Here is a 22,703-nt window from a genome sequence, read left to right as displayed (position 1 = left end):
CTACTTAAGCGGGTCGGCGACCTGCCAAACATATCCAGCCTTCACGCTCTTGCCATACCTGCATAGGAATCCATGGCGCATAGGCTTCAATCAACTCTTCTGCCTGCCAATCCAAAATACCGGACAACGCCAAGTAGCCGCCCGGACGTACTCGCCCACATAACATAGAGGCCATCACTTTAAGTGGGCCAGATAAGATATTGGCAACCACTACATCGTAGTGCCCATCGCCCAGCGCATCCGGCAAGCTTGCGTTGATCGCTACCTGATTCACTTCGGCGTTATAGGTAGTGGAGCTGACGGCTTGCGCATCAATGTCCACGGCATCGACGTTGCTCGCACCCAGTTTTTTGGCTGCAATAGCCAAAATACCTGAGCCACAACCATAATCTAGCACGGTCTGATCGGTTAAGGCAGCCTCAGCCAACCAATGCAAACACAAGTGGGTAGTAGGATGACTACCTGTACCAAAGGCTAGGCCTGGATCTAATTCTATACGTATCCCACCTTCGTCGCCCTGCTCGGGTATGACAAGGTCAGGATCATCTCGGTGCCAACTCGGCACGATCAATACTTTGTCGCCCACACGTATGGGGCCAAATTGCGCTTGGGTAATACGCACCCAGTCGCTATCGGGTACGTCACGCACGGACCATGCTGTAGCCGGTATCGCCACATCAGACTGCTCGTTAAGCTGCGCAACTATGTCTTCAGGCTCTACGTCTTCAGGCAATAGAGCAACCACACGGTTACGTTGCCACGCCAAGACTTCTGGCTCCATACCTGGCTCGCCAAACAACGGTTTTTCTTGCTCGGTGTGTTCATCAGCATCTTCAACCGACACCGACAGCACGCCCAGTTCCAGCAAGGCATCGGACAAGCTTTCCGCTTGTTGCTCGCTGCAATGCAGTATCAGTTCTCGCATAATCAATTCCCACCAAAAAGAAAACAGGGGTACTAAACCCCTGTTCTTATTTTACCGTTTGCCTTATGGGCGTTGGGCAAGTTTTTGTTCTAAATAGTGGATGCTGGCACCGCCTTCGCGGAATGCCCCATCTTGCATCAGTTCACGATGCAGTGGAATGTTGGTTTTAATACCTTCCACCACCATTTCAGACAAGGCGATAGACATACGTGCAATCGCTTGTTCACGTGTAGCACCGTAGGTAATCAGCTTCGCAATCATGGAATCATAATTAGGCGGAACTGTGTAACCAGAGTACACATGCGAGTCCATACGTACGCCGGGGCCCCCTGGTGTGTGCCAGTTGGTGATTTTCCCTGGGCTAGGAATGAACTTGAATGCGTCTTCAGCGTTGATACGGCACTCTATAGAGTGGCCTTCAAACACGATGTCACGCTGACGCAATGTGAACTTCTCGCCTGCGGCAATTTTGATTTGCTCTTGAATCAAGTCTAAGCCTGTGATCATTTCAGTCACAGTGTGCTCAACCTGAATACGGGTGTTCATCTCGATAAAGTAGAACTCACCGTTTTCATACAAGAACTCAAACGTACCAGCACCGCGATAGCCCAGTTTTTTACATGCTTCTACACAGCGATCGCCAATACGTTCGATCAGCTTGCGAGGAATACCTGGTGCAGGTGCTTCTTCTATAACTTTTTGGTGTCTACGCTGCATGGAGCAATCACGCTCGCCCAGCCAGACCGCATTACGGCCACCGTCAGCCATCACTTGAATTTCGATGTGACGTGGGTTCTCGAGGTATTTTTCCATGTATACCTCGGGATTGTTAAAGGCTGCTGCAGCTTCAGTACGCGTTGTCGCGACGGCTGTCAGCAGTGAACCTTCGGTGAAGACCACGCGCATACCGCGGCCACCGCCACCACCAGAGGCTTTAACAATCACTGGATACCCGATATCACGAGCAATACGAATGATTTCTTGAGGGTCATCCGGCAAGGCACCAGCAGAGCCCGGTACTACCGGTACACCTGCTTCGATCATGGTTTTCTTGGCAGTCACCTTATCGCCCATCAGGCGAATGGTTTCAGGACGTGGACCAATGAAGACAAACCCGGATTTTTCCACACGCTCGGCAAAGTCGGCATTTTCAGCCAAGAAACCGTAGCCAGGGTGAATGGCTTCGGCATCGGTAACTTCGGCAGCAGAAATAATGGCGGGCATGCTCAAGTAGCTGTCGCGAGCCTGCGCTGGACCAATACACACGGACTCGTCAGCCAATCGTACATACTTGGCTTCACGGTCAACATCCGAGTGCACCACCACCGTTTTGATGCCCATTTCACGACATGCGCGCTGGATACGTAGGGCGATTTCGCCCCGGTTGGCAATGAGGATCTTGTCAAACATGGACTTAGCCGATCACGAACAGAGGTTGACCAAATTCAACGGGTTCACCGTTTTCAATCAGGATTTCTTTAATCACACCGCTCTTGTCTGCTTCAATTTCGTTCAGCAGTTTCATCGCTTCGATAATGCACAGAGCATCACCTTCTTTCACGGATTGACCTACTTCTACAAAGGGTGCTGCACCTGGGTTAGGAGCACGGTAGAAAGTACCAACCATTGGAGCAGGTACAACGTGACCAGCTGGAGCGGCAGGCGCTGCGTCAGCGGCGGGTGCTGCAGCAGGTGCAGCAGCGGCTGCAGGAGCAGCAACAGGCATAGCGGCTTGGGGAGCGGCATATACCACTTGCTGTGCAGCAGCGGCAGATGCTTTTACGATGCGGACTTTGCCATCACCTTCAGTTACTTCCAGTTCAGAAATATCAGATTCTGCTACTAGGTCAATCAGGGTTTTGAGTTTTCTAAGATCCATGCGTGCATCCTGCTGCACCGCCTCAGGCCAAAGCTGATACGGTGCGGAAAAAATTGGTCAAATCGGACATATCCATTAGCGAAATTTACTGTGCCAAGGCAAAGCGCAATGCTGCTTCGTAGCCATATGCACCCAGCCCCACAATAACACCTTTAGCCATCGCAGACAGATACGAATGATGGCGAAAAGCTTCCCGCTGATATACGTTTGAAAGATGAACCTCCACGAAAGGAATAGATACTGCAGCCAAAGCATCACGAATCGCCACACTGGTGTGTGTGTAGGCGCCAGCATTAATGATGATGTAATCAATATGTTCCCCAGCAGCCGCTTGAATGCGGTCTACCAGAACACCTTCGTGATTGCTTTGGAAAACATGACATTGAGCACCCATACCAGTGGCCACATCCGTCAGATGTGAGTTGATATCCGCTAGTGTTTGCCGCCCATAAATATCGGGCTCACGCATACCGAGCAGATTCAAATTGGGCCCATGCAGAACCAGAATGTTTTGCGCCATGCTTTATCTTTTCGTGGAGACAGTTCGACTTTTTACGCCAAAATGCGCTAAATGTCTATAAATACCGCATCATAGCATCCACACAATTCTACGCCTACCCAGCAAGGCTTGCCAATTCTATCGCTAACGAGGCCTTCGCAATTTGCCCCAACACACGATGTTGCTCCGTACCTTCGCTATCAAACAGCATTGTGTACGGTAAACCACCTTGTCGGTTACCTAAATCACGCATGATCTGTATGCCGCGATGACCAGCCACCAGAATGTCATAGCTCACTGGCGTTTTCAGCAAGAACTTGTTCACATTTCCCACGGTATCGACAGCAACGCCCAGAAAACGCACATCTGGGAATTCTTGGCTGAGCGCATCAAGGTCTGGCATTTCTTTTACGCAAGGCGGGCACCATGTCGCCCAGAAGTTCACCAGCAGCGGTTTACCCAAGTAGTCTGCCATGCTCCGGCTCTCACCCTCTAGGGTAGAGAAAGACTGTTGGTAGAAATCCCCAACTGTGGCATCAGCCGCCCAGACTGAGGGTATACCTGTCCCAAACAGTCCCGCTGCAGCGCAGCCTTTCATAAAATTGCGTCTATCCATATTTCTGCTCAATTTGAACTGCCTAAATACTACTGTACACACTCTACCCAAGCTAATACATAACTGACTACAATGAACGCCGGAGGTTTCCCATGCACGTACATATTTTAGGCATCTGCGGCACATTCATGGGCGGTTTGGCCCTAATCGCACGTTCTGCTGGCATGACCGTTACAGGTTGTGATGCAGGCGTTTACCCCCCCATGAGTACCCAGCTGGAAGAACAAGGCATCAACCTAATTGAAGGTTTTGATGCTAGCCAGACACAACTTAACCCTGATCTATATATAGTTGGTAACGTAGTGTCACGCGGCAACCCGCTGATGGAGGCCATCCTCAACCAAGGGCTGCCCTATATATCAGGCCCCCAATGGCTAGGCGAACATATACTACGCAACCAGCACGTGCTGGCTGTTGCAGGCACACATGGCAAAACCACAACCAGCTCTATGTTGGCGTGGATTCTTGAGCATGCCGGCCTGCAACCTAATTTTCTGATTGGCGGCGTAGCCCCTGATCTGGGCTTATCTGCACGCTATCAACCCGAACAACGTTATTTCGTCATCGAAGCCGATGAGTACGACACGGCGTTCTTTGATAAGCGCTCTAAGTTTGTACACTACCGACCACGCACCGCTATTTTGAATAACTTGGAATACGATCACGCCGATATATTCCCTGATCTGGCGGCGATAGAAACGCAATTCCACCACTTAGTACGCACCATCCCCGCAGAAGGGCTGATTATCGCCCCCGCACAAGACTCTAATATAGATCATGTGTTGCAACGTGGATGTTGGACTCCCGTGACCCGCTTTGGCGATGGCGGTGAATGGCATGCCGTACAAGAAGGTAACGAACTGCTGGTGTACCATCAACAAGAGCTATGTGGCCGCATTCAGTGGGAACTCACAGGCTCGTACAACATACAAAACGCCTTGGCTGCTATTGCCGCAGCACAAAGTGCTGGTGTGTCGGCTGCAGCAGCCTGCGACGCACTCTCTAACTTCAAAGGCGTAAAGCGCCGTATGGAACTGCGTGGCGAAGTAAACCGCATCAAGGTCTACGACGATTTCGCTCACCACCCTACAGCCATTGCTCTCACCTTAGAAGGCGTACGCGCCAAAGTAGGTAATGCCCGTATTCTGGCTGTATTAGAACCGCGCTCCAACACCATGAAACTGGGTGCTATGGCGGCTAGATTACCTACCGCCCTACAAGAAGCCGACCTTAGCTTCTGCTATGGTGAAGCCCAAGGCAAACACATGCTGGGTTGGGATGCTGCGTCCGTACTGTCCCCACTGGGTGAAAAAGCCTCGGTGTGGCATGATTTAACTAGCATGATCAGCGCCATCGCTGCTCAAGCACAACCTGGCGACCATATTGTGGTCATGAGTAACGGCGGCTTTGGTGGCATACACCAAAAATTGCTGGATGCTCTGTCCGCTACAGCCTAAAGTACACATCATGATTCTCTATCTGCACGGCTTTCGTTCTTCCCCTGCCTCGTTTAAAGCACAACGTTTGGCAGAACGACTACGGAACCTCGGGCTGGAACAATCGTGGGTATGCCCACAATTACCCGCCAGCCCCGCAGACACTATCGCCCTGTGTCACCAACTGGTTGAACAGCATCAGTCCACCCACCCCGAACAACCACTAGTCATAGTAGGTTCATCATTGGGCGGGTACTATGCTGCTCACCTGGCTGAACATTATCACGCACCGGCTGTGTTACTAAACCCAGTCGTGCATGCGGCACGCGACCTACGCAAACACGTGGGATCGCACACCCTATTTCATAGTGACGAGCCTTTCCATTTTTTAGAGCAATACGTTTCTGAGTTGGAAGCATTGGCCCAAACCCCTCCACATGATCCGCAACGCTATTACTTATTAGCGTGCACCGGTGATGAAGTGTTGAACTGGCAAGAAATGGCCGAACACTATGCGGGTAGCCAAGGCAAAATCATACAAGGTAGTGATCACGGAATTTCTGACTTCTCTGAATACGAAGACGATGTGCTCGCTTTTATTCTAGAAAATCTCCGCACTACTACCCATCCCTAGTTTCCAAGTTACACCCGATTTATGTACGTCCTTTTTGAAGACAGCGGTAAGTTCAAAGCTGAAAAAATCTTTTCCGACGCAGACAGTACCCTGCAAGTAGAGTCTGCCAGTGGGAAACGCAGCAAAATCAAGAAAAACACGGTGTTTTTCGAATTTGAACAACCCGACCCCACTACACTGCTTGAGCAGGCAGAAACGCTGTCTCAAACGTTGGATATTAAATTTTTGTGGGAATGCGCTCCCCAAGAAGAGTTTCAGGCCACTGAGTTTGCTGCTGACTACTTTGGCCACACCCCCAATGCCATTGAAAAAACCGCACTGATTTTCGCGTTACATAGTGCCCCTGCGTATTTTCACCGTAAAGGCCGAGGCTTATACCGCCCCGCTCCGCCTGAAATTCTAGAAGCAGCATTAGCCGCTATAGAACGCAAACGCCTACAAGAAATTCAGCAAAAAGCATGGACTGACGCCATGTTAAATGGCGAGCTACCCCCAGAGATTGCCGCCGTAGCCGGTTCGTTGCTGATCAGCCCAGATAAAAACACCCAAGAATGGAAAGCCTTTGATGCGGCCGTGACGCAATCGGGGTTAAGTGCTGAAAAACTCTTGCTGAAACTGGATGCGTGGCCCAGTGCCTTAGCGCTGCATCGCTACCGATTCTTCTCGCAGCACTTCCCGCGCGGTATTGAGCTCCCCCCCGTGGAACTGGGCGACTTCTTAGATGGCTTGCCTCTTACTGATGCAAAAGCCTACTCAGTAGACGATGCAGGCACTATAGAAATTGACGATGCTCTGTCTGTGACTAAGCTGGATGACGACCGTGTGCGTATCGGGGTGCACATTGCCACCCCAGGCTTGGCTATTTTGCGTGATAACGAGTTTGACCAAATTGCTCGCAAACGTATGTCTACGGTATACATGCCGGGGCAAAAAATCCCCATGTTGCCACATGAGTTTGTAGAGCACTTCTCGCTACAAGCGGGTGCAGAGCGCCCAACGCTCTCTCTCTATGTAGAGGGTAGCCTCAGCACAGGCGAAATTTTCAGCACAGAAACCAAACTGGAAAAAATCGTTGTACAAGAAAACCTAGTACAAAGTGATTTAGACCCACACGTCACACTGGAAGCGCTAGAAAACGACACCATAGACTTGCCTTATGCAGAGTGGCTACGCCCCCTGTGGCAGTTTTCGCGCCGTTTATCCGCCAAACGTGACGAAGTGCGCGGCAAACCCGAGAACAACAACCGTGTGGAATACACCTTTGATCTACAAGGCCCACCCGATGACCCCGATAGCACGATTAACCTGATCCCACGTGTGCGCAATGCGCCTTTGGGCTTGCTGACCGCCGAATACATGATTATGGCGAACAGCTTATGGGGTGGCTTGCTGGTGCAACTGGGCTTGCCTGGCATTTACCGCTCACAGCAGGCTATGCGCACCCGCATGTCTACCCATGCTGCACCACACGAGAGCATTGGTGTACCGCAATATATCTGGTCTACATCGCCACTGCGCCGTTATGTAGACTTGGTCAACCAATGGCAAATCCTGGCCGCCGCCCAGCACGGTGTATCGGCTCGCTTGGTCGCCCCTTTCAAACCCAAAGATGCCGACCTATACGCCATTATTGGGGCATTTGATTCGCAGTACACCACGTGGAGCGACTTCCAGTACACCATCGAACGCTACTGGGTATTGCGTTGGTTACAGCAACAAGACATTCATCAGGTAGAAGCCACCTTTATTAAAGAAGACTTGGTACGCTTCAACAATTGCCCGCTGACCACACGCGTAGGCGGCTTAGGCAGCCTAGAGCGTGGTCAACAACTGCGTCTAGAAATCTGCCAAATTGATGAGCTACAGCTAGAGGTATCCTGCCGCCTTCTGGAAGTGCTGGATCCCCCTGCTGCTGCCTAACAGCCATGAGCCGCCTGCCTCTCTCTACTGCGGCACAGCCCTACCGAGACTTTTTATGGTGGGCAGTTCTGGCTTCGGTGCTCTTACACCTAGGGCTCATTTGGTGGTGGCAACGCACCCCCGCCCCTACCCCTATACTACCTTCAGAGCTAGATGTAGCACTGGTGAACTTCAGCACTGAGTCTGCCCCCTTACACGCACAGTTGTTGGCGCAATGGCAAGCTGAAGGGGGTGGTCAAAGCGATAACCCTGTACACGCTTCGGCCCCCTCAGAATCTCACGCCATGCCCACTCCCAATGAGCTGGTGCTTCAGGCTTTTAAACGTCGCCAACAACAGCTAGAACAAGAACAGCACCAGTTGCTTAGTGCTCTAGAAGCTGAGTGGGAAGTCGCACAAGCAAGACAAGCACAAGACTTTACTGGTGAAGGTGCCCGTTCTGATAGCGCCGATCAAGACCAACAGTTACAAGCCCTCTCCGCTCAGTTGCAGGTATTACGTGCGGAAGTAGAACGCTACAACAGTAAGCCGCGTTATCAATACGACGCGCCTTCTGCGCGCCAATCGGCCCAAGCTGCCTACCTAGAGAACTGGCGTCAAACTATCGAAACCTTAGGGGCTGAACATTACCCCGATGAGGCGCGCGGACGTTTATCTGGTTCGGTACAACTTACCGTATTCGTGCGCAAAGATGGCAGCGTAGAGCGCATCACCATCAACCGCCCTGACCCTAATCCCTTGTTTACTCTGGCTGCTCAACGTATTGTGCGCTTAGCTGCTCCTTTCCCACCGTTTCCACCTGAACTCAGCGACGAAACCGATGGGCTAGCTATTACCCGTACGTGGCATTTTTCGCAGCATTTACTGACTACTCAACCATGACCATCACCACCCGCTATGCCGTGGTAGGCAACCCTATTGCCCACAGCCGCTCCCCTTTTATTCACCATGCCTTTGCCGAGCAATGTGGCATAGCACTGGTTTATGAGCGCCTGCTAGCGCCAAAAGATGGCTTTGCTGCGACGATTTCTGATTTTTTTGCGGCTGGCGGTAAAGGCTTGAACATCACCGTCCCCTTCAAAGAAGAAGCCTTTGCCCTGTGCGAGTCCAGATTATCGCTACGCGCACGCATCGCGGGTGCCGTCAATACCTTATGGATGGAAGAGGATGGCTTACACGGCTGCAATAGCGATGGCCTAGGACTGGTCAACGATATAATGCGCTTAGGTTTTGCACCAGAAGGTAAACGCATTTTGATGGTAGGCGCTGGCGGCGCGGCACGAGGCTGCTTACTACCGCTACTGCAGGCCGGCTGCCACAGTCTGCATGTAGTGAACCGTACTGCTAGCCGTGCCGAAGACTTGGTAACCGAGTTTCTTCAACACTGCCCAGAATACCGTACACAACTGAGCGCTGGTTCATTAGATAGCGCCACAGGCAACTGGGATATTGTGATCAACGCTACCTCCGCAAGCCTAGGCGCGGAACGCATTGCCCTACCCACCTTAGGCTTTACACCGCAATCTCTGGCCTACGACATGATGTATGGCAAACAACCTACTGCCTTTATGCTCGACGCCGCACAACAAGGCGCTTCGGTTCAAGCCGACGGCTTAGGTATGCTGGTAGGACAAGCGGCTGTTAGCTTTGAAATCTGGCATGGTATGCTACCGCGTACCGAAGACGTACTGGATCAACTACGCCACGCGCTATAAGCCCTCTTTTGTCATGCTAGACGACACCCTTCCTCTGCCCACCAAGCGCAGCATCAGCAAGCTTAAGGTCATCAGCCTTATCGTGTTGATACCTATTGCATTGCTGTTGCTCTATCAGGTGTACTTATTCCTGATGGTGTGCTGGTATAGCGTGCAAAACCCCACGGCTAGCGCCGTGATGCAGCAAACCATACAAGAATTACGCCGCGATGATCCAACCGCTAGCATCACGCACCAATGGGTAGCTTATGCGGACATCAGCAACAATCTAAAACGCGCGGTCATTGCTTCTGAAGACTCTAACTTCACCAATCACGAAGGCATAGAATGGGCAGCGATACGGCGTGCGCTGGAATACAACCGCGCCCAAGCAGAAAAAGGGTCTGGATTACGCCGAGGCGGCTCTACCATTACGCAGCAAGTGGCCAAAAACCTGTTTTTATCGAATTCGCGTAGTTATTGGCGTAAAGGCCAAGAATTGGTGTTGAGCTACATGATAGAAACCGTTATGAGCAAAGAGCGTATTCTAGAAATTTACCTGAATATCGCACAATGGGGCACGGCTACTTTTGGTGCTGAAGCGGCCTCTAGGCACTATTTCCGTGTAGGCGCTAACCAGCTTACCGCACGACAAGCGGCCAATTTAGCAGCCATGCTACCCAATCCCACGTATTACGACACCCATCGTAATACGCGCTATCTCAATAGCCGCACCAACACCATTCAGCAACGCATGCGTTTGGTGCAGATTCCTTAAGCAGCTCAGCAGCAATTTTGTTAAGCTTTATCCTTTAGCATTTTGACCTTTAGTAAGTCCCCGCAATGCGCACTGCCCGCCGCTATTTGGCCTCTGAAATCTACCGATCCTGTGCTGTAGTGCTTCTTGCCCTACTGGGACTCTTCACTTTTTTTGCCCTGATAGACGAACTAGACAAGGTCAACAAAAACTTCACCTTGCTGAACCTGTTTTATCTGGAAAGCTTGCAACTCCCCACCCGTTTATATGAACTGCTCCCCATCGGGCTGCTCATTGGTGCCGTGCTGGCACTGGCCAGTTTGGCGCAGCGTAACGAGCTGGTCATTTTGCGCGTATCCGGCGTCAGCGGTTTGGGTATGTTGGGTATGTTGTGGGTAGTCACCATACCGCTGATGGTGGGTGCTTTTCTACTGTCTGAATACATTACCCCTGCTGTGCAAATTAAAGCCAGCGAAGCCCAACTACAGTTATTGGGGAGATCCGGTGGTGGCCGTTTAAGTAGCGGTTATTGGTTTAAAGAAAACACCGCAGACGGCGGCTCGCGCATTATCAATATTCGCCAGATTCAAGCCAGCGGACAAGTCAGTGACATTACTGTTTTGGAAATGCTGCCCGAGCAAGCCTTGGACACCTTAACTCAGGCACCCTCCGGCCAATTCCATAGCAATGGTTTGCGCTTAGATAACGCGACCATTATTACTATAGACCCCACAGCATCCCAAGCCTTACACGCCGAAACAGCACCTGAAAAACCATTAAGCACCATGAGCACCGAGCCCACCTTAGAGGTGCGCACAGCTCTCACCGCCGATAGATTAATTGCCCGTATTCTGACACCAGAAATGATGTCAGCCAGTGACCTCATCGAATACATTGCGTATTTGAAGGCCAACGAGCTGCAAACCGATAGGCAAATGGTGGCCTTGTGGCGCAAAATTGCCTACCCCTTCACGTTACTGGTCATGATGACTATTGCTGCGCCCGTCAGTTTCATGCAAACCCGACGCGGTGGCGTAGGTACTAAAGTGTTTGCAGGCATCTTGATTGGTGTGGGCTTTTTCATGGCCAACCAAATGGCCTTAAATATCGGTACCCTGAGTAAATGGGCACCGTGGGTAACGGCTTTGGGGCCCAACATCATTGCACTGGCGATTGCGCTTATCGCTTTGCTGATCATGGAAAACCGCAACCGTTTCACACGTCGTCGTACCTTGCTGGCTACCGCTGACTGACATGATTATTGAAACGTCTAAACCTGTATGGGTAATTGGTGATGTGCAAGGCTGCTATCAAAGTCTTGAAGCTCTACTTGCCCACCCCACCATACAGGCTGACCACGATGCCCTATTCTGCTTTGCAGGCGATTTGATTAATCGTGGCCCGCAATCGGTAGAGTGCATACGGCTTGCCCAGTCCATGGGTGACAACGCCATCACGTTATTAGGCAATCACGATATACATTTGCTAGGGGTTGCAGCAGGTATACGCAAGGTAGGTAAATCAGACACCGCCCAAGAGATTCTGGATGCCCCTGATGCCGAGCAACTCGTAGACTGGTTACGTCATTGCCCCTTAGCTTTACAGGTGCATGACCACCTAATCGTGCATGCAGGTGTTGCCCCTAGCTGGACCTTGGCACAAACTTTGGCTCATGCTCATGAAGTAGAGCAATGTCTGCAAGCACCAAATTGGAAACACCTGCTAGATGGGCTATTTGGTAACCACCCCGATGTATGGAGTGATTCCCTGCAAGGACAAGACCGCCTACGGTTGATCATTAATATTTTGACCCGTATGCGCACCTGCTATCCAGACGGTAGATTAAACACCAAACACAAAGGCCCGCCTGATCTACAGGAAGGCCATACCGCGTGGTTTGATTTACCCAATAGAGCGCTGAAAGTACCCGTTATTTTTGGGCATTGGTCTACGCTGGGCTTAATGCAACGGCCTGATGCCGTGTGCTTAGATACGGGCTGCGTATGGGGTCAGTCGTTAACCGCCATACGCTTACCGGATAGAAAAGTAGTGCAGGTAGCGCACCAAGAAACTCAGGCGCTAAACCCACTGGCCTTTTAAGTTAGGCTTTTTCTACTACGGCTGCATGTACTTGCTGCCAAGTTTCTGTGGCTACTACTGCCCTACCTACTTCGGCGCAGTACGCTGCTGGTAGCACCGTCAAAAACTCGCACTCCACCATTGCGCCGCGTGACCCCAGTAAGATCCAGATATTGGCCATCAAGCTTTGGTCACCGGTAAAAGCAAAGCGAGCGCTACGTTCACCGTGTTGGTAATAACGTAAGGCAACGGGCTGTATGTCTACGTTGACGCGTATTGCTGCCTCAAACAAGCTGGCATGAAAAGGTTTAACTTCATCACCTGCGGATGTCGTGCCTTCTGGAAACAAACCCACGGCCTCAGAACGAACAAAGCGTTGATTCATTTGTTCGCTTACGCCTTTAATGGCGTGCCGATGAGTACGGTCTATATATACCGTGCCCGCCCCCGATACCAGCCAGCCTATGACAGGCCATTTACGAATTTCGCTTTTAGCGACGAAACACGTGGCGCGCACCTTATCCAACACGAAAATATCTAGCCAAGAACAGTGATTGGATACCCACAATACCGAACCATCCAGCACAGGCTTGCCCTGTACCACTACTTTAACCCCGCAGATAGCCAGCAGCCCTTTGGACCAGTTCTGGATCATCCACAAGCGGCGTGAAAAGCCAATAATGGGAAAAAGTAAGAGTGTGGACAAGAGCCCACCTAACAACCAAAACAGTAGCCCGACAGAGCGCCAAGCAAATCGCAATACACTCAAGATTCAATTCCTGCTTGTGTAGAAACAGACTGCCCCGCTTGGGCAGCATCCAACCAGCGCTGCAAAATCACAGCTGCGGCCACCGCATCATCATCGTCATGGTTGCCCAGTATTTGCTGAGCCTCCATGCTGGACCCTCGTTCGTCTACCAATACTACCGGTAGCCCGTATCGCCCTTGCAACTGGTTAGCAAAACGTCTACAACGCAACGAAGCGTATTGCTCTTCGCCCGTCATCGTAAGTGGCAGCCCCACCACCAACTGGTCTGGCTGCCATTCTTTAAGCAATGCCTCAATGGCAGCAAAACGTTGAATCTTCGTTACAGGCCGCAAAATCGTTAATGGGCGGGCATGCCAGGTCAACGTATTGCCCAGCGCCACGCCAATCTTTTTTAGGCCATAGTCAAAAGCCAGTACGGTTAACTCAGGCATGACCAGCAGCCATACTCAACATAGCTGGATCAATGCCCAACTGAGCCAGTGCCGCATGATAACGCTCGGTGGCTGGTAGCTCAAAGAGGATTTTGGCATCCGCCTCTACGTTCAGCCATGCATTTTGGGACATTTCGTCCTCAAGTTGCCCTGCACCCCATCCGGCATAGCCCAACGCAATCAACACTTGCTCTGGCCCTTTACCACCCGCTACGTCTTGCAATACATCACGTGACGTTGTCAACGCCATCTCGCCCAAAGCAATGCTAGAGCTATAACTACCTGCTGGTGCATGCAACACAAAACCACGGTCTGTTTGTACAGGACCACCAAAAAACACAGCACGTTGCTGTTCTTCGAGGTCTAACGTGAGTTCTAGCTCTATACGTTGCAGCAGATCGCCAATAGTCATATCAGTAGGCCTATTGATCACTACCCCTAGCGCACCGTTTTCATTATGCTCACAGACATAAATCACCGTCCCGGCTAAGCTTCCAGTGACCATTCCAGGCATCGCCACCAGCAATTGTTTGGAGAGATCAATACGCTCAGGCGTTTCCACCTGTTGCTCCACGGCACTCATGTTGAACCCCCCAATACTAAATGTCGTAGCGTCACGACTGAAATTAGACTTCAATCAGCTCAAAATCTTCTTTGCGTGCACCACACTCTGGACAAACCCAGTTTGGCGGCACATCCTCCCATAGAGTACCAGGCGCAATACCTTCTTCAGGCAAGCCTGCTTCTTCATCATAGATCCAGCCACAAATCAAACACATCCAGGTACGCATAACTCAAATTCTCTTATCAAAAACTCTGGACCCCCTGCAAGCAGGCAATCCATTAAAATGGGCTTCATAATACTAAACCCTGCGCCGATCTGGCGTACTTTGCTCAAGTTTCATTGATTTTTCACATCATGGCTACTGATTTACCGCCTTCCTCACCACCTTTGGTGTTGTTGTTTGGCCCTCTAGATCCTACTGGCGCTGCCCACCTTATGGCGGATAGCATCAGCTGTGCTCGACTGGGCTGTCACGCCGTAAGCGTAGTAACCAGCTTGCACGTACAAGACACCATATCCTGCGAACAACTGCAACTGGTGCCACCTGAACACCTGTACGATCAAATGCGCTGCTTGCTAGAGGACATGCCAATCAGCGCCATCAAAGCCGGTCCGCTTTATAGTGCTGAAGCCGCCAGCGTACTCGCCCAAGTGGCCGCAGACTACACCGCTATTCCGCTGGTGCTGCAACTGCAATCGCTGCAAGACCATATGCTGGCCGACCACGATATAGATACAGATGATGTCATGGATGCGATTTTTCAACTGGTACTGCCACAAACCGATTTGGTCGTGGCAGATAGTACCTTACTGGAACAATTGCAGAACTCAGGCCATCTGCCCGAGCAAGACAATGTGTATCAAGCCGTCTTAGACTTAGGCGCTAACCAGCTTTTAAGCGCAACACCGGCTCAAGGCTCCGACCCTGCGCGCTATCAACTGCTAGGCCAAGATGGCACACGCCAGCACTGGCCGCTAGAAGCCACCCCTCACCGTCTGCATGATACTGACTCTACTCTTAGCGTCGCCATTGCTGCTGGGCTGGCTCAAGGCAAGCCACTACAACGTGCTATTGCTGAAGCCATTCACTTTACAGAAAGCAGTGCAGCGCGACATTTCCAAGCCGGCATGGGCAAACTCATACTGAATCAAACACTATGACCCAGACATTACGTTTTCCGCGTGGCCTTTATGGCATCACACCCGAATGGGACGATACCAACAAGCTATTGGATGCCGTGTCAGATGCGCACCGTGGTGGCATGACCGTGCTGCAATGGCGACGCAAACTAGCCACCCCTGAATTGGCGACTACGCAGCTAGAGGCCTTACTAGAACGTTGTAAGCAGCTACAGTTACCATTACTCATTAACGACGATTGGGAGCTGGCCTGCCACTACCACGCTGATGGTGCCCATCTAGGAAAAGACGACGGTTCTTTGACCATGGCCAGAGCCGCTCTGCCTGCGCCTAAGTTCATTGGAGCCTCCTGCTACAATTCTCCCGACATCGCCTTGCAAGCGCTGCAAAAGGGCGTGGACTACATTGCTTTTGGTGCCATGTTTACGTCCACGGTTAAACCCAATGCACCGCGCGCATTGCCTGAACACATACAGCAAGGGCTTGCTCACTGTCAGGCTTATGCGACCGCCGCAGGCCGGCCCGCCGTCGTTGCGATTGGCGGCATTACCGTAGAAAACGCTGCCAGCGTAATTCAAGCTGGAGCCGATACAATAGCCGTTATTAGCAGCCTGTTTGAGGCGCCAAACGTTTACCAACGAGCACAAGCGTTTACGGATCTCTTTACCGAAAACGTTTAACTCGCCCTCTTTACCGGATACCTTCACATGACTAGCAATGCAGATTTGTTCGAACGTGCCTGCCGCCACATTCCTGGCGGTGTTAACTCCCCAGTACGAGCATTTGGCTCGGTAGGTGGTACACCACGCTTCATTCAGCGTGCAGAAGGCCCTTGGGTTTGGGATGCAGAAGGCACCCAGTACATTGACTACGTAGGCTCATGGGGCCCGGCCATTTTGGGTCACGCTCACCCTGACGTGATTAAAGCCGTACAAGAAAGCGCCACACACGGTTTGTCTTTTGGTGCGCCTACAGCAGGTGAAGTAGAGTTAGCCGAACTCATTTGCCAACTGCTGCCTTCCATTGAAAAAATACGTTTAGTTAGCTCTGGCACCGAAGCCACCATGAGCGCCATCCGTTTGGCTCGTGGCTACACCGGCCGCAACAAAATCATTAAATTTGAAGGCTGCTACCACGGCCACGCTGACAGCTTGCTGGTAAAAGCTGGTTCTGGCTTGTTGACCTTTGGTAACCCCACATCCGCTGGCGTGCCCGCCGAGTTCATTCAGCACACGCTGGTCTTGAACTTCAACGACATTGAAGGCGTAAAAGCCGCGTTTGCTCAGCACGCCGACGACATCGCTTGCGTCATCGTTGAGCCTGTGGCTGGCAACATGAACCTGATCAAACCTGTACCTGGCTTTTTGGAAACGCTGCGTGAGCAATGTACCGAACACGGCTCCGTGCTGATTTTCGACGAAGTAATGACCGGCTTCCGTGCTGGCGCTAAAGGTGTACAAGGCATCACCGGTATTCGCCCTGACATGACCACACTGGCAAAAGTGATTGGTGGTGGTATGCCCGTAGGTGCTTTTGGCGGTAAAGCTGAAATCATGGACTGCATCGCCCCCTTGGGCTCGGTGTACCAAGCCGGTACCTTGTCCGGTAACCCTGTAGCAGTCGCGGCTGGTTTGGTAACGCTGAAGCTGTTGCAAGAACCTGGCGTGTACGATCAGTTAGAAAAACAAACTCGCGTACTGGCAGAAGGTTTGGCAGAGCGCGCCCGTGCGGCTGGCCACGCGTTTTCTAGCGATTACGTGGGCGGTATGTTGGGTCTGTACTTTACCGACAGCGTACCTACCTCGTTTGCCGAAGTATCCAAAAGCGATACACAGAAATTCAACCGCTTCTTCCACGGTATGTTGGATGCAGGCGTGTACTTGGCACCGTCTGCGTACGAAGCTAGCTTTGTGTCATTGACTCACGATGACGCCATCGTTGCCCAAACCCTAAAAGCTGCTGAGCAGGTATTCAAACAGCTTTAATGCTCAAGTAAAAACGCTAGAAAAGGCGTATTTCTTGTGCTTACAGCCACTGTCGTGTGATGCGGCAGTGGCTTTTTCGTGGCCGGTGGAATGTTAAAAGCTTGATTATTCGCAAGGCAAAGATACCCCCCACCAATAGAATTGTAGGCATTGTCTGAGCCCTTAATTGGGTTTGAATTCATATAGCGCTTCTTTCTGGAATCCCGCCATGAATATGCATGATGTCCCCTTTACTGCGACCTTAGCTGATGCACCTGACCTAGAAAGCCGTGTGGTTTCTAGCGATCACCAGGACATACGTCTTTGGCTACGCCTGCTCAGCTGCACCACTTTTATCGAAAACGAAATCCGTAGCCGCCTGCGCAACGAGTTTCAGACCACACTGCCGCGCTTTGACTTGATGGCCCAGTTACAGCACGAAAGTGATGGCATGAAAATGAGCGATCTTTCCCGCCGCATGATGGTCACCAATGGCAACATCACCGGCATTGCTGATCAGCTTGAAAAAGACGGTTTGGTAGAACGCACCAAACTGGACACCGACCGCCGCAGCTCGTTAATTAAGCTCACCCCTAAAGGTCGTAAGCTGTACCAAAAAATATCCCAAGCACATGAGTCATGGGTGCGTACGCTATTCGCGTCGCTGTCTAAAAGCAGCCACCAAAAACTCTATGAGCAATTGGGTGAACTGAAAACTATGGCACGTCTTTTTAGCCATATTCCCGAGATGGCAAACTAAAGCTCTACCTTTGTTCGGACGACGTACTCGTAACTCGCACAAAGCCCTTATCAGTAGCTGCACCACCATAGCCAAAACGGGTATGATTAAAGCCTATTTTTGATCTCTCTCACCTACAGGTGTGTTATGGCTGTCAATCTGCAAATCCCTGCTGAATCCGATATCCACGCTGTTGCTGGCGTTGAAATCGGGATTACCGCTGCTGGTATTCATAAATCAGGTCGTCCGGACCTTACCGTGTTTCGTCTTGCTCCTAACAGTTCAGTAGCAGGTGTGTTCACGACCAACCGTTTTCGCGCGGCTCCCGTACAAGTTAGTGAAGCGCATTTGCACTCTGACGCCGACACCCGCGCCTTGGTAATTAACACCGGTAACGCCAACGCTGCCACAGGCGAAAGCGGCCTGCAAAATGCTCGCCGCTCGTGTGAAGAATTAGCGCAATTGCTAGACCTGCGTCCATCCCAAGTATTGCCTTTCTCTACTGGCGTGATTTTGGAGCCCCTGCCGGTTGAAAAGCTGGTAGCCGCATTGCCTGCTGCCGTAGACAGTTTTGGTGCAAACCGCTGGTTTGATGCTGCACACAGCATCATGACTACCGACACACAACCAAAAATTCATTCCAGCCAAATCACGCTGGGCGACACCCTGACTACCATTACAGGTATCAGCAAAGGTGCGGGCATGATCAAGCCAAACATGGCGACCATGCTGGGCTTCTTGGCTACGGACGCTGGTATTGCCCCTGAGTTGCTGAAAGAGATGACACGCTCTATTGCGAACCGCTCTTTCAACCGCATCACTATTGATGGCGATACCTCTACCAACGACTCCTTCATCATCATGGCCACAGGCCAAAACGGTGTGATGGTAGATTCGGTAGCTAGCCCACACTACGCGGTGCTGTACCAAGCCCTAACAGCCGCTGCGGCTGAACTGGCACAAAAAATTGTGCGTGATGCAGAAGGCGCTACTAAATTCATGACCATTCAGGTTGAAGGCGCCGCTAACGAAGCGGAAGCCCTGAAAGTGGCCTACGCTGTTGCACAGTCACCACTGGTTAAAACGGCGTTTTACGCTTCTGACCCTAACTTAGGCCGTATCTTGTGTGCCATTGGCTACGCCGGCATTAAAGACCTAGACGTTAGCAACTTGAACCTGTGGTTGGGTGATGTGTTGGTAGCCGAAAAAGGCGGTCGCGCTGCCAGCTACCAAGAGGAAGACGGTCAACGCGTCATGCAAGAAGCCGAAATTGTGATGCGTATCGCGCTAAACCGTGGCACGCACAACGAGACTGTTTACACCTGCGATTTCTCGCACGACTACGTCTCTATTAACGCTGATTACCGCTCTTAATCCCTAGGGCAGCCTACTTGGCTGCCCTACAGGTGCTTGTTTTATTGCGGATTTTAAGTTTTTCCCCTACAATAAAAGGCTTAGCTTAAAAGGCTAATAACTTTATTTTTATGATTTTGGCGATTTTCGCCAGATTTTTAGGATTTTCCCTATGTACGCGGTTATAAAAACCGGTGGTAAACAGTATCGTGTTACTACTGGCCAAAAATTGAAAATAGAACAGATACCGGCAGACATTGGGCAAGAAATCTCGCTAGACCAGGTTTTGTCCGTTGGTGAAGGTGAGTCCCTGAAAGTGGGTACTCCTTTTGTTGATGGTGCCGTGGTTAAAGCTACTGTTCTTGCACAAGGCCGTCACCCAAAAATCAAGATCTTCAAAATGCGCCGTCGCAAGGGCTATCGCAAAACACAAGGTCACCGTCAAAATTACACCGAAGTTCGTATCGAAGCTGTTAACGCTTAATTAGCGTACAGTTTTGGAACTTCCGGCTAAACTGGAGTTTAAAACATGGCACAGAAGAAAGGCGGCGGCTCTACGCGAAATGGACGCGACTCACAGTCGAAACGACTGGGCGTTAAAATCTACGGTGGCCAAGCCATCAATGCTGGTTCTATCATCGTTCGCCAGCGCGGTACAGAATTCCACCCCGGTGTGAACGTAGGTATGGGCAAAGACCACACTCTGTATTCCTTGGTGAATGGTCATGTCAAGTTCAGCATCTCTGGTGCTCTGAACAAACGTACTGTTTCCGTAATCGCTGCTGAATAAGCTGCATTACTGACAGTATCAAAGCCCTGCCCCTAACCGGCAGGGCTTTTTGCTTTACACTATCTCTTTTTGCATCACCACTTTACACATCAGGTCAAATCATTTTATGAAATTCGTAGACGAAGCAACCATTGAGGTTATAGGCGGTCGCGGCGGCAATGGCGTCGCAAGCTTTCGCCGCGAAAAGTTCATCCCTAAAGGTGGGCCTGATGGCGGTGATGGCGGACGCGGCGGTAATGTATACGCTATCGCAGACCGTAACGTAAACACACTGATCGACTACCGCTTTGCGCGCTTGCACCGTGCACGTAACGGCGAAAACGGTAGGGGTTCAGACCAGTACGGCGCCGCAGGTACAGACATCATCCTGCGTATGCCTGTAGGCACCACCATTATGGATGCCGAAACAGGCGAGTTGCTGTTCGATCTGGATCACCACGGTCAAGAAGTTATTTTGGCGGCTGGCGGCCAAGGCGGCTTGGGTAACCTGCACTTCAAAAGCAGTATTAACCGAGCACCACGCCAAGCGACTGCAGGGGAAATGGGCCACCAACGCAAACTGCGCTTAGAACTGAAAGTGCTGGCCGACGTAGGTCTGCTAGGCCTGCCTAACGCCGGTAAATCCACCTTCATCAGCAAAGTATCTAACGCACGCCCACGCATTGCAGACTACCCCTTTACTACGCTACACCCCAATCTGGGCGTGGTGCGTACATCGGCTGCACACAGTTTTGTGATTGCTGACCTTCCTGGTCTGATTGAAGGCGCATCCGAAGGTGCTGGTCTAGGCCACCTGTTCTTACGTCACCTGTCGCGTACACGCTTGTTGCTGCATATTGTGGACGTCAGCACCTTAGACCAAGACGTAGACCCCGTAGAGGCTGCGCTAGAGCAAATCCAAGTGATTACCGCTGAGCTGAACTTGTACAGTGAAGAACTGGGTGACAAACCACGCTGGTTGGCACTGAACAAGCTGGATATGGTAGATGACCCAGAAAGCCTGCGCCAAGAGCTCATCAAACGCTTAGACTGGAAAGCCCCTATCTACGGTATTTCGGCGCTAACAGGTCAGGGCACCGAAGATTTGGTGCGTGATATACAAAACTGGCTAGACGAGCAACGTCGCTTGCAGCAAGAGGCCGATGAAAAAGCTGCCGGTACCTTTGTGGAACCTGATCCTAGGTTTGACGAAAAACGACAAAACATCGATACACCGCCGCCTGCGGGTACTAACGACTAGTAAAGACGACGCTCTCGCGTCATTCAACGCTAAAATCCACAGGAATCCGCTAGGATTCCTGTTTAGTCCTGACTGTAGTATTTCTTCTTTATTTGCTGCGTCCCCATGTCTGTATCGTCTGATAACTCTTCCGTTATTGCCCAAGCCAAGCGCTTGGTTGTTAAAGTAGGCTCTTCGTTGGTGACCAACAATGGTCGCGGTATTGATAGCGATGCCGTTGCGCAATGGTCTGCCCAAATTGCCGAATTACACAACCAAGGCAAACAAGTGGTGTTGGTTTCCAGTGGTGCGATTGCCGAAGGCGTTGCCCGCCTTGGCTGGACTCGTCGACCTAGTGTCATGCACGAGCTACAAGCCGCTGCCGCTGTGGGCCAAATGGGTCTGATACAAGCCTATGAGGTTGCTTTTGCCAAGCATGGCATCCGTACTGCCCAGATTTTGCTGACGCACGAAGACTTGGCCGACCGCCACCGTTATTTAAATGCGCGCAGCACCCTCTACACCCTGTTGGCACTGGGTGTAGTGCCTATCGTGAACGAAAACGATACCGTGGTCACCGATGAAATCCGTCTGGGTGATAACGATACGCTAGGTGCCCTAGTCACCAACTTAATTGAAGCCGAATCACTGATCATTCTTACCGACCAGAAAGGCTTGTACAGCGCCGATCCACGCAGCAACCCCGACGCCGAGTTCATCTCTGTTGCCCAAGCGGGTGACCCTGCTTTGGAAAAAATGGCCGGTGGTGCGGGTAGTTCAGTAGGTACAGGCGGTATGCTCACCAAAATTCTGGCTGCTAAACGAGCAGCCAACAGTGGCGGGCATACAGTTATTGCCTCGGGCCGCGAAGAAAACGTCTTGAATAGACTGGCACAAGGCGAGCTAATAGGCACAGAACTACGTGCTACGCTGCCGGTAAAATCAGCACGCCAGCGCTGGCTAGCCAACCACCTACGAGTGCGTGGTCGCGTTACATTAGACGAAGGTGCGATTAAAGCCCTCACCAACGGCCACAAGAGCCTGCTGCCCATTGGTGTGATCCATGCCGAAGGCGACTTTGAACGTGGCGATGTAGTCGCTTGCGTAGACGAGCATGGCGTGGAATATGGTCGCGGCTTAATCAACTATTCCAGTTCAGACACACGACGCATCTTACGCACCCCCAGCCATAAAATCGCTGAAATTCTGGGTAGCATGTCGGCATCCGAGCTTATGCATCGCGACAACATGGTATTTAGCCAAAACGATAACGCATAACGTAACCAGGGCTTCAT

At 51.4% G+C, this 22,703-nt stretch carries 26 protein-coding genes; 17 read left to right on the top strand and 9 right to left on the bottom strand.

Annotation, left to right across the window (positions count from 1 at the left end; translation table 11 throughout):
- Window positions 1–4: 4 nt before the first annotated feature.
- From prmA to GY634_RS02305, 5 genes are all read right to left on the bottom strand, one after another.
- On the bottom strand, window positions 5–925 hold the full coding sequence (gene prmA, locus GY634_RS02325; RefSeq protein ID WP_166406949.1) for a 50S ribosomal protein L11 methyltransferase: 921 nt from the start codon (window positions 923–925) through the stop codon (window positions 5–7).
- Window positions 926–988: 63 nt separating this feature from the next.
- On the bottom strand, window positions 989–2,335 hold the full coding sequence (gene accC, locus GY634_RS02320; RefSeq protein ID WP_166406948.1) for an acetyl-CoA carboxylase biotin carboxylase subunit: 1,347 nt from the start codon (window positions 2,333–2,335) through the stop codon (window positions 989–991).
- 4 nt (window positions 2,336–2,339) lie between these two features.
- A complete protein-coding gene (accB, locus tag GY634_RS02315; RefSeq protein ID WP_166406947.1) occupies window positions 2,340–2,804 on the bottom strand; it encodes an acetyl-CoA carboxylase biotin carboxyl carrier protein in 465 nt (154 codons plus the stop codon).
- An 85-nt stretch (window positions 2,805–2,889) separates the two neighbouring features.
- Window positions 2,890–3,324, bottom strand: coding sequence for a type II 3-dehydroquinate dehydratase (aroQ, locus tag GY634_RS02310; protein WP_166406946.1), 435 nt, complete (start codon window positions 3,322–3,324; stop codon window positions 2,890–2,892).
- Between the two features lie 94 nt (window positions 3,325–3,418).
- Window positions 3,419–3,919: a TlpA family protein disulfide reductase gene (locus tag GY634_RS02305; RefSeq protein WP_166406945.1), complete on the bottom strand. Its 501-nt coding sequence runs from the start codon at window positions 3,917–3,919 to the stop codon at window positions 3,419–3,421.
- A 92-nt stretch (window positions 3,920–4,011) separates the two neighbouring features.
- Here GY634_RS02305 and mpl point away from each other — a divergent pair, with 92 nt between their 5' ends.
- The 8 genes from mpl (at window position 4,012) to GY634_RS02265 (ending at window position 12,459) form a co-directional block, all read left to right on the top strand.
- The gene (gene mpl, locus GY634_RS02300; RefSeq protein WP_166406944.1) at window positions 4,012–5,376 is read left to right on the top strand and encodes a UDP-N-acetylmuramate:L-alanyl-gamma-D-glutamyl-meso-diaminopimelate ligase; all 1,365 of its coding nucleotides are present in this window, start codon (window positions 4,012–4,014) and stop codon (window positions 5,374–5,376) included.
- A 10-nt stretch (window positions 5,377–5,386) separates the two neighbouring features.
- Window positions 5,387–5,989, top strand: coding sequence for a YqiA/YcfP family alpha/beta fold hydrolase (locus GY634_RS02295; protein WP_166406943.1), 603 nt, complete (start codon window positions 5,387–5,389; stop codon window positions 5,987–5,989).
- 21 nt (window positions 5,990–6,010) lie between these two features.
- Window positions 6,011–7,909, top strand: coding sequence for a ribonuclease catalytic domain-containing protein (locus GY634_RS02290; RefSeq protein WP_166406942.1), 1,899 nt, complete (start codon window positions 6,011–6,013; stop codon window positions 7,907–7,909).
- 5 nt (window positions 7,910–7,914) lie between these two features.
- Window positions 7,915–8,790, top strand: coding sequence for a TonB family protein (locus tag GY634_RS02285; protein WP_166406941.1), 876 nt, complete (start codon window positions 7,915–7,917; stop codon window positions 8,788–8,790).
- Complete coding sequence (gene aroE / locus GY634_RS02280; RefSeq protein ID WP_166406940.1) at window positions 8,787–9,623, top strand: shikimate dehydrogenase; 837 nt, start codon at window positions 8,787–8,789, stop codon at window positions 9,621–9,623. The genes GY634_RS02285 and aroE overlap by 4 nt, the downstream gene beginning before the upstream one ends.
- Window positions 9,624–9,636: 13 nt before the next feature.
- Window positions 9,637–10,380 (top strand): monofunctional biosynthetic peptidoglycan transglycosylase, encoded by a 744-nt coding sequence (mtgA, locus tag GY634_RS02275; RefSeq protein WP_166406939.1) that lies wholly within the window; start codon window positions 9,637–9,639, stop codon window positions 10,378–10,380.
- A 65-nt stretch (window positions 10,381–10,445) separates the two neighbouring features.
- On the top strand, window positions 10,446–11,612 hold the full coding sequence (gene lptG, locus GY634_RS02270; protein ID WP_166406938.1) for an LPS export ABC transporter permease LptG: 1,167 nt from the start codon (window positions 10,446–10,448) through the stop codon (window positions 11,610–11,612).
- A gap of 1 nt (window position 11,613) precedes the next feature.
- The gene (locus GY634_RS02265) at window positions 11,614–12,459 is read left to right on the top strand and encodes a symmetrical bis(5'-nucleosyl)-tetraphosphatase (protein ID WP_166406937.1); all 846 of its coding nucleotides are present in this window, start codon (window positions 11,614–11,616) and stop codon (window positions 12,457–12,459) included.
- Window position 12,460: 1 nt separating this feature from the next.
- Here the strand turns inward: GY634_RS02265 and GY634_RS02260 are convergent, their stop codons facing one another.
- From GY634_RS02260 to GY634_RS02245, 4 genes are read right to left on the bottom strand one after another with little or no spacing between them, the layout of a single operon-like run.
- Window positions 12,461–13,207: a lysophospholipid acyltransferase family protein gene (locus GY634_RS02260; RefSeq protein WP_242683579.1), complete on the bottom strand. Its 747-nt coding sequence runs from the start codon at window positions 13,205–13,207 to the stop codon at window positions 12,461–12,463.
- The gene (ruvX, locus tag GY634_RS02255; protein ID WP_166406936.1) at window positions 13,204–13,638 is read right to left on the bottom strand and encodes a Holliday junction resolvase RuvX; all 435 of its coding nucleotides are present in this window, start codon (window positions 13,636–13,638) and stop codon (window positions 13,204–13,206) included. Before ruvX ends, GY634_RS02260 begins: the two co-directional genes overlap by 4 nt.
- Window positions 13,631–14,221 carry a YqgE/AlgH family protein gene (locus GY634_RS02250; RefSeq protein WP_166406935.1) on the bottom strand — a complete coding sequence of 197 codons (591 nt, stop codon included), beginning with the start codon at window positions 14,219–14,221 and terminating at the stop codon, window positions 13,631–13,633. Before GY634_RS02250 ends, ruvX begins: the two co-directional genes overlap by 8 nt.
- Before the next feature lie 43 nt (window positions 14,222–14,264).
- Entirely contained in the window at window positions 14,265–14,429 is a 165-nt protein-coding gene (locus tag GY634_RS02245) for a rubredoxin (RefSeq protein ID WP_073102607.1), read from the bottom strand.
- Between the two features lie 128 nt (window positions 14,430–14,557).
- Between GY634_RS02245 and thiD the strand changes: the two genes are divergently transcribed.
- The 9 genes from thiD to proB all read left to right on the top strand — a co-directional run bounded on the left by thiD (window position 14,558) and on the right by proB (window position 22,686).
- Window positions 14,558–15,364 carry a bifunctional hydroxymethylpyrimidine kinase/phosphomethylpyrimidine kinase gene (thiD, locus tag GY634_RS02240; protein ID WP_166406934.1) on the top strand — a complete coding sequence of 269 codons (807 nt, stop codon included), beginning with the start codon at window positions 14,558–14,560 and terminating at the stop codon, window positions 15,362–15,364.
- Window positions 15,361–16,023, top strand: coding sequence for a thiamine phosphate synthase (gene thiE, locus GY634_RS02235; RefSeq protein WP_166406933.1), 663 nt, complete (start codon window positions 15,361–15,363; stop codon window positions 16,021–16,023). The genes thiD and thiE overlap by 4 nt, the downstream gene beginning before the upstream one ends.
- A gap of 27 nt (window positions 16,024–16,050) precedes the next feature.
- Complete coding sequence (gene hemL / locus GY634_RS02230) at window positions 16,051–17,328, top strand: glutamate-1-semialdehyde 2,1-aminomutase (RefSeq protein ID WP_166406932.1); 1,278 nt, start codon at window positions 16,051–16,053, stop codon at window positions 17,326–17,328.
- Window positions 17,329–17,536: 208 nt separating this feature from the next.
- Complete coding sequence (locus tag GY634_RS02225) at window positions 17,537–18,067, top strand: MarR family winged helix-turn-helix transcriptional regulator (protein ID WP_166406931.1); 531 nt, start codon at window positions 17,537–17,539, stop codon at window positions 18,065–18,067.
- 126 nt (window positions 18,068–18,193) lie between these two features.
- On the top strand, window positions 18,194–19,420 hold the full coding sequence (gene argJ / locus GY634_RS02220; protein WP_166406930.1) for a bifunctional glutamate N-acetyltransferase/amino-acid acetyltransferase ArgJ: 1,227 nt from the start codon (window positions 18,194–18,196) through the stop codon (window positions 19,418–19,420).
- Window positions 19,421–19,571: 151 nt separating this feature from the next.
- Window positions 19,572–19,883, top strand: coding sequence for a 50S ribosomal protein L21 (gene rplU / locus GY634_RS02215; protein ID WP_166406929.1), 312 nt, complete (start codon window positions 19,572–19,574; stop codon window positions 19,881–19,883).
- Window positions 19,884–19,928: 45 nt separating this feature from the next.
- Entirely contained in the window at window positions 19,929–20,189 is a 261-nt protein-coding gene (gene rpmA, locus GY634_RS02210; protein ID WP_135866024.1) for a 50S ribosomal protein L27, read from the top strand.
- A 106-nt stretch (window positions 20,190–20,295) separates the two neighbouring features.
- Window positions 20,296–21,429: a GTPase ObgE gene (obgE, locus tag GY634_RS02205; protein WP_166406928.1), complete on the top strand. Its 1,134-nt coding sequence runs from the start codon at window positions 20,296–20,298 to the stop codon at window positions 21,427–21,429.
- A gap of 105 nt (window positions 21,430–21,534) precedes the next feature.
- Window positions 21,535–22,686, top strand: coding sequence for a glutamate 5-kinase (proB, locus tag GY634_RS02200; protein ID WP_166406927.1), 1,152 nt, complete (start codon window positions 21,535–21,537; stop codon window positions 22,684–22,686).
- Window positions 22,687–22,703 lie beyond the last annotated feature (17 nt).

The organism is Paenalcaligenes suwonensis, assembly GCF_011290505.1.
In the GTDB taxonomy this organism is placed as follows: Bacteria; Pseudomonadota; Gammaproteobacteria; order Burkholderiales; family Burkholderiaceae_B; genus Paenalcaligenes; species Paenalcaligenes suwonensis.
Note: the sequence above shows the minus strand (reverse complement) of the source record. Positions and strands in the feature narration are given on the sequence as shown.